This window comes from Alteromonas sp. KS69, assembly GCF_003989595.1.
Classification (GTDB): Bacteria; Pseudomonadota; Gammaproteobacteria; order Enterobacterales; family Alteromonadaceae; genus Alteromonas; species Alteromonas naphthalenivorans.
Genome location: NZ_PYHU01000075.1, coordinates 1 through 5,982 on the forward strand (window position 1 = coordinate 1; position 5,982 = coordinate 5,982).

The 5,982-nt window shown below is 38.6% G+C and carries 8 protein-coding genes; all 8 read right to left on the bottom strand.

Annotated elements, in window-relative coordinates:
• On the bottom strand, positions 1–442 hold a 442-nt coding region (locus tag C7Y69_RS21335; protein ID WP_126874101.1), incomplete at its 3' end, for a MerR family transcriptional regulator.
• A gap of 794 nt (positions 443–1,236) precedes the next feature.
• Positions 1,237–2,073, bottom strand: coding sequence for a formyltransferase family protein (locus C7Y69_RS21345; RefSeq protein ID WP_015066038.1), 837 nt, complete (start codon positions 2,071–2,073; stop codon positions 1,237–1,239).
• Between the two features lie 258 nt (positions 2,074–2,331).
• On the bottom strand, positions 2,332–2,802 hold the full coding sequence (locus C7Y69_RS21350) for a YybH family protein (RefSeq protein WP_015066037.1): 471 nt from the start codon (positions 2,800–2,802) through the stop codon (positions 2,332–2,334).
• 27 nt (positions 2,803–2,829) lie between these two features.
• Positions 2,830–3,300 carry a YybH family protein gene (locus tag C7Y69_RS21355; protein WP_126874102.1) on the bottom strand — a complete coding sequence of 157 codons (471 nt, stop codon included), beginning with the start codon at positions 3,298–3,300 and terminating at the stop codon, positions 2,830–2,832.
• 20 nt (positions 3,301–3,320) lie between these two features.
• On the bottom strand, positions 3,321–4,208 hold the full coding sequence (locus C7Y69_RS21360) for a copper resistance D family protein (RefSeq protein ID WP_231513155.1): 888 nt from the start codon (positions 4,206–4,208) through the stop codon (positions 3,321–3,323).
• A 22-nt stretch (positions 4,209–4,230) separates the two neighbouring features.
• Positions 4,231–4,584, bottom strand: a complete 354-nt coding sequence (locus C7Y69_RS21365; RefSeq protein ID WP_126874104.1) for a copper resistance protein CopC — start codon at positions 4,582–4,584, stop codon at positions 4,231–4,233.
• Between the two features lie 90 nt (positions 4,585–4,674).
• On the bottom strand, positions 4,675–5,166 hold the full coding sequence (locus tag C7Y69_RS21370) for a DUF411 domain-containing protein (protein WP_014978038.1): 492 nt from the start codon (positions 5,164–5,166) through the stop codon (positions 4,675–4,677).
• 104 nt (positions 5,167–5,270) lie between these two features.
• On the bottom strand, positions 5,271–5,654 hold the full coding sequence (locus tag C7Y69_RS22105) for a CopL family metal-binding regulatory protein (protein ID WP_139125468.1): 384 nt from the start codon (positions 5,652–5,654) through the stop codon (positions 5,271–5,273).
• Positions 5,655–5,982: the final 328 nt, after the last annotated feature.

Below are 5,982 nucleotides of genomic sequence, written 5' to 3' on the forward strand. Positions count from 1 at the left end.
GATTTTGGTTGACCACGTCATTTATGTTTTCCTCCAGGACGGTGTGTTCAAACTCTTCTATTAAATGACAGACCACGTGTGAGGATGGGGCTTTGTCACCCATTGCTCCCCATTTCCTTACTGCCAGCATCATATTTTGCCTGAGTAACAACATTGCCTTAAATTGTCTTTCTGTTTCTGCTAGCCTTCTTGCAATTAAGGTTCTAACTAGGGGACAAGCGGTCTTTCCATTATCTGCTTCTCTGAGAATTTGCTTGATATCTTCAACTGAAAAACCTAAATGCCTTGCACTTAATATAAACCGCAACCTGGAAGCATCTTTCGTTGAATAGAATTTATAACCATTGTCAGATTTTGCCGGCGTTATTAACTGCAAGCGCGTGTAATAGCGAACAGTATCTGGCGTTGTAGCCAAGGCGCTTGCGATCTCTCTTACTTTCATAGTTGTTCCGATGTCTTTAACCTAAAATTTTACTTATACCTAAAGGCTAAACCTGTGTGTGGGACGCAGGTCAATAGGCATGTAACTCGTGAAACTTTCGGTTCTAAGATGTAATGCGTTTTTAAGTGAGGCGGATAATACTTGCTGTTCGTTTACTGATAGCAAACAGTGTCTTAATGTATATTAATTAAGCAGTTGATCGTCTAAGACATTCTTTGATTGCAATTGATTAGTAAAGAAAACTTAGAGAAAAGCCTCACTGAGTTTATGTGTAGCTCTTAATCGGAGGGTGGAAGGGAGGAGAGTGTATACCAATTAAAGGGGTAATATTTATATCTGAAAATGAGCTTTGCTTAATGTTTTCACTTATCAGAATTTCAATATTTGAAAGTATACAAAATTGGGTTAAAGAAGTTGCACAGTAAGCACCTATACAGCACGCGCATATCGATTGATCATTTCCTTCGCAGTGCTGTACATCCTGGTTCTTTTCTGAATGAAGTGTGTGATTATTTAAAGTAGTATGTTCTACGCTTGATAAGGAATCATTTGAGGACATATGAGATTCTGATGTGTCGTGACCATCACATTTAATTGGGTTCGTCATAGCAAAGCCGTGCTGTGAAAGCAGCGCAGCTATTAGTACTAATTTAAACCACTTATAAATGCCTGACACAATAAACTCCATCAGTGAGTAAGGGAATAGTAGCGGTATTCCGTTATTCTTACTTTGACGTAGATCAACACAACACAAAAAAGTGCTTAGGACCTTTAAACATTAAAGCCGTAATCAACTAGTTTAGTACTCTTGATTCATATAGCCTTAAACTACGCTTAGAAAGTACAACATAGCCATCATTTATAGCAATGCTTTTAATTAGTGCATCCTCAAAGATTATGCTACCGCACGTGAAATCGTGACTGAAAGTTGTGACTTCGACATCATTTGCGATATATAACGCGTTATCTAACGAAATAAGAATCCCAAAGTGCCCATACTGTCGAAGGGCATGACTAAATTGAGCGGTGTTTTGATCCCAATTTACAAACCTTCTTTTTACTGGAGGTAGACTTTGGAATGACGCTAGCTTTTCCAATTGAGGTGTGGCGTTATTATAAAGCTCATTAAAGTTATTAAGTAATTCTTCTAACAGAGTTTCTGCGAGTAACTGAGACTTGACCATCAATGATGAAATCGTTTCATTGTTTTCGACCTCAAATTTCTCTTGGATTAGGATGCTACCTGCATCAAGTTTCTCAGTGAGTTTATGAATGCTAACACCCGCGTTCTCAGGGTTGTCGATAATGTAGGTGAGTGGGGTTGGGCCTCTACTTTTGGGTAGTAAAGATGGGTGGATATTAATCGCATATTTTATTTCGTTTGTGGGTACTTTGTATCCGTAATCGGCTACAACAAAGACTGTCTGTTCGTCATTTAAATATCCTTTAAGAGTCACGATACTTGGTTTTTCAGTGGAATAAACAATATTGTATTTACGACAAATTCGTTTGATGAAGCTCGCATTTTCCTGAACATCGTTTATAAAAACGCGTTCAATGTTCAATCTATTTTTAATTAGAAGTAACAAACAATTCGAGAATAAGTCGTTTCCAAAATAAACGATTTTCATATTTCTCTGCACCTTTTGAGAATAGCGTATGTGGAACAAAATGTAGGTTGGGAGGACAAGTGTTTAAGGATTCGATGTTGATTAAAAATCTGTGCAAAAACGAATAATAAGGGTTCATTGGCTGGCGGGAAGCTTAGTTCGTGCCAATATGAAGTGTAAGGCATTTTGGCAATAGGATAGCCGAGATGGTTCTGATATTGAGCAAACTGGAAAGCTACCGTTGATATTACCAAAGTAGCTTTCAATACATTTATTTCGCTAGTCTTTTGCACGATTTCTACTAGAGGAATGCGTGTGAACTATCAGCCACTCACCGTTAACTTTTTTAAAAAGAAAGGTTTGAAACCCCGTTTTGTTGAAAGTTTCTCCAGACTTCCTAACCTTTCCTTGAACGGTTGTATCAACGAGTGTCCAAGCAAAATCATCTTCTACATGAGTTTGAATGTTAGAAAAATCTAAACTTAAGAAAACTAAGGCATCCTTTTCTGGTTCAACATGATGCTCTATCAAGTCACTTAACCCTACATTCTGTCCGCCAGATTCAAAGTATCTTGCGCCTTTAAAGTCGAAAAAGTGCTTTTTAAAGGGGGCACCGTCTCCATTCTCCCAGCCATATTCAATTTGCTTTATAATGTCTTTTATCTGATCTTTATCAGTTGCATTGTTATCATGAGCGAAAGTGAAGAAAGATAACAGAGACGAAATGATTATGATTAAAAATTTTTTCATACGAGCTCTCTCGGGTAGTTAATCGAATCAATTTGACCAATGAATATGTTTGATTTTCCACTCTCCTTCGGTGTTGATTAAGACAATTGTTTCCATACTTTGGTAGTCTCTCTCTTCCCCCTTAAACATCCCATTGACCAGAAACCGCGATGCGGAGATTGCTGTATTGCCCAGAACTTTGACTTGATGTTCCAACGCTTTATTTGTCACTGACGATAGATATTCCATATCTGAATTCATATGATGTTGAGCATATTCATCTGCGCTCCTCTCAACTCCGCCTCCTTCATAAATAGTCACATCATCCGCCAGTAGGCTCTTCGCAGTGATATTGTCTCCCGTATTAAGCGCGTGATGGAATGCAATAACTATTTTAGCTGCAGGCGTATCTAACCCACTAAACATACCTTTCTCATGTTGTTCTTTTTCATGGGCACTAGCAGCAAAACTCATGATTACGGGCATGATAAATAGTAAGACTAATAATTTAATTTTCATTTGAATTTCTCTTCTAAGTTTTATCTCTCGGGACCTACAATGCTCGTAAGCCCAGAAGTAATGATTAAAATAGCAACTGCTATTGTTAACTCTAATGAAATGGATTTTGAGAGTGCTTCGCTTCCCGAGCCACTTTTAAGTTTTGGGACTAATTTCAGTTTGTGCCGTATAGCAATAGCTAGAATGCTAGTTACAAGGAACATTTTAACAAGAAGAGTTTGCCCATATATGGAGCTAAATAACCCTTCAAAACTACCTACCAATTGAAGAGCTAGCCAAATGCCTGCAGATAATAATAAGGTAACCAATACGGCCGCCTGCGTACCAAACCTATCCATTAATTTATAAAGCTTTTCGTAGCTCTGGTAATGGCAGGAGAGCTTTAATGGAATTAATGCACCAAACCACCAAGCCATAACCAATACGTGAACCATAAGTAGTATTCGAGCAACACTTCCTAATTCAGAAACGTGGCCAGTTAAAGTAAATGTGTACGAGAGCGTGAATAGACACAGCACAAGTAAGCAAGACTTTAACCTTAGGAAAGGTTTAAGAGGTTTAAATTTCAACAAGTAGATAGTTATTAAAGCTACGGCTAACCCCCCCGCACGATACAAGGTGACTTCACCGATAGGAGAACTCAACATTATCTTAAGCATAAAGGGGTCAAGTGCGCCTTGAATTCCCTCTTCTACCATCGCTCCAGTGTTCGCGATAAACCACACTGCATTAGAAATAAACGCAACAAAGACACAAACCTTTACCCATACAGCGCTATAAGATGGCGTTGTATAATTTGTGCTATTATCGTTAATATCTCGCCAGAAAAATGTATATCCAGCTGTGGCCGCGAAACCTAAATAAAACATTAGCTTTGACACTACAATTACAGTGTTCCAGATATACATTTCCACAGCTGAATCCCCCTTTTTAGTGCACCATAAATCCAAAACTATCTTTCATCTTGTGCCCATCGGAGCCAAGCATGATGAACTCAACATTGTATGAACCTGGACGTAATTTAGGTAAGGTCCAAGAATAATCCGTTGCAACCTCTTTCGGAGGTTCAAAGCCAAAATCAACTTTCGCACCTTCACTATCTTTTAAACCTACTTTTATTAATCTAACTCCCTTGGTAAAGCTGACTGATAGTTCCATTGGGGCCTCCATCAACATTGCATTTTTGCTTGGTGTGCTAGATTTAATTTCTATAGCCTCATGTGCTAATGCCACGCTGCTTAGCAGTACACTAAATATTGCAAATGATTTAACAAGTGCTTTCATGATTACCTCTATCTTTGGTTAATATTCGGTTTTTAAAATTAAAATTGCTTTGATTGTCAAAAGTGCGCATTTATTTGTTTAACTTTGACTTCAATCGAATTGACTGTCGTAGCTTTCTACTTTCGCGTAAGGTTCGTAGCTCCCATCTTGATATATAATGAAAACGGTATAAGGCATAAACTGCTCTGCTACTTCCATTCCGGGTGAACCTACTGGCATAGCTGGAACAGATAACCCGATAGCCTTTGGATGTTCTTCTAACAAGAATCGTTTTATAAACTTAGAAGGGACATGGCCTTCAAATACAAAGCCATTTTCTGTAACAGCGGTATGGCAAGAGCGAAGATTTGGCGAAATTCCGTATTCGTTCTTGATGTCGCTCAAGTTATGAAAGTCCTTTGTACGTAGTTGAAATCCTTGGTTTTCTAAATGGGTTATCCATTTTTTGCAGCATCCACACGATGGTGATTTATAAACTAATAATTCGAAGACGTCGTTTGCGCCATGGTGGATATTTGCCATGGCAATACTAGGTAGAATTAGCAGTAATACCGCAGCTTGATAGATGATTTTTTTTAACATTTTTGCCTCCAGACAAAGCTGGCACATATAGGTACGCTAGCACCTAGATAATAAACAGGAACTAAAACAAATTGTGCGTGAAATTTGGACGCACTGACCCTGTGTTAGGCAAATATCGGTGGGCGAAAAAGTGAGGAAGTTACTGAAACTGGCTGTTGGAAGAACAAGCCAAATGAAGCGTCCGGCACCACTGGGTGTTGAACAATCATCATGGAAGCTATAAGGACGGGAGCATGAGTACAACCACCTGGTGGGCATGTGCATTCCGAAGTGTTGCAACAATCTTTAATACTAGCGTTTTCGGAACTTATAGAATCTACTCTCATACCATGGCTCATGTTCGTAGAGCAATTCGATTCAGAATTACTATTGTAATGTTTGTTATCAATATCCATTTCAAAACTCATAGTATCTACAGCCATCGCTTGCCCGACGAGGGCAGATAGCACTGTAAACACTAATATTAGTTTTGATATGAATTTAAACATTTCTTAAGCATTAAACATAACCAATATGGAGAATAATGGATTTTCGCGAATTGGTAAACAGTTGAGGCTGATTTGTAATTAGAATAGCCCGTTCATCGGCAGAATTTAGGAAATAGTCATGATGAGGGAGATTGCCTACAACCATGCAAATTTTTGGGCGCGTCTCTAACTCTATAATTCAGATACTGCGGTAGAACTTGAACGCTTTAAGTAGCCGCCACAATACTTTCCTTTTGTCCAGTTCCATTAACGTTATAACGGGGGCTAACCAGAAATACTAGAAAATTGAGGAGGCTTGAGGAGCTATATGACGTGGTCAACCAAAATC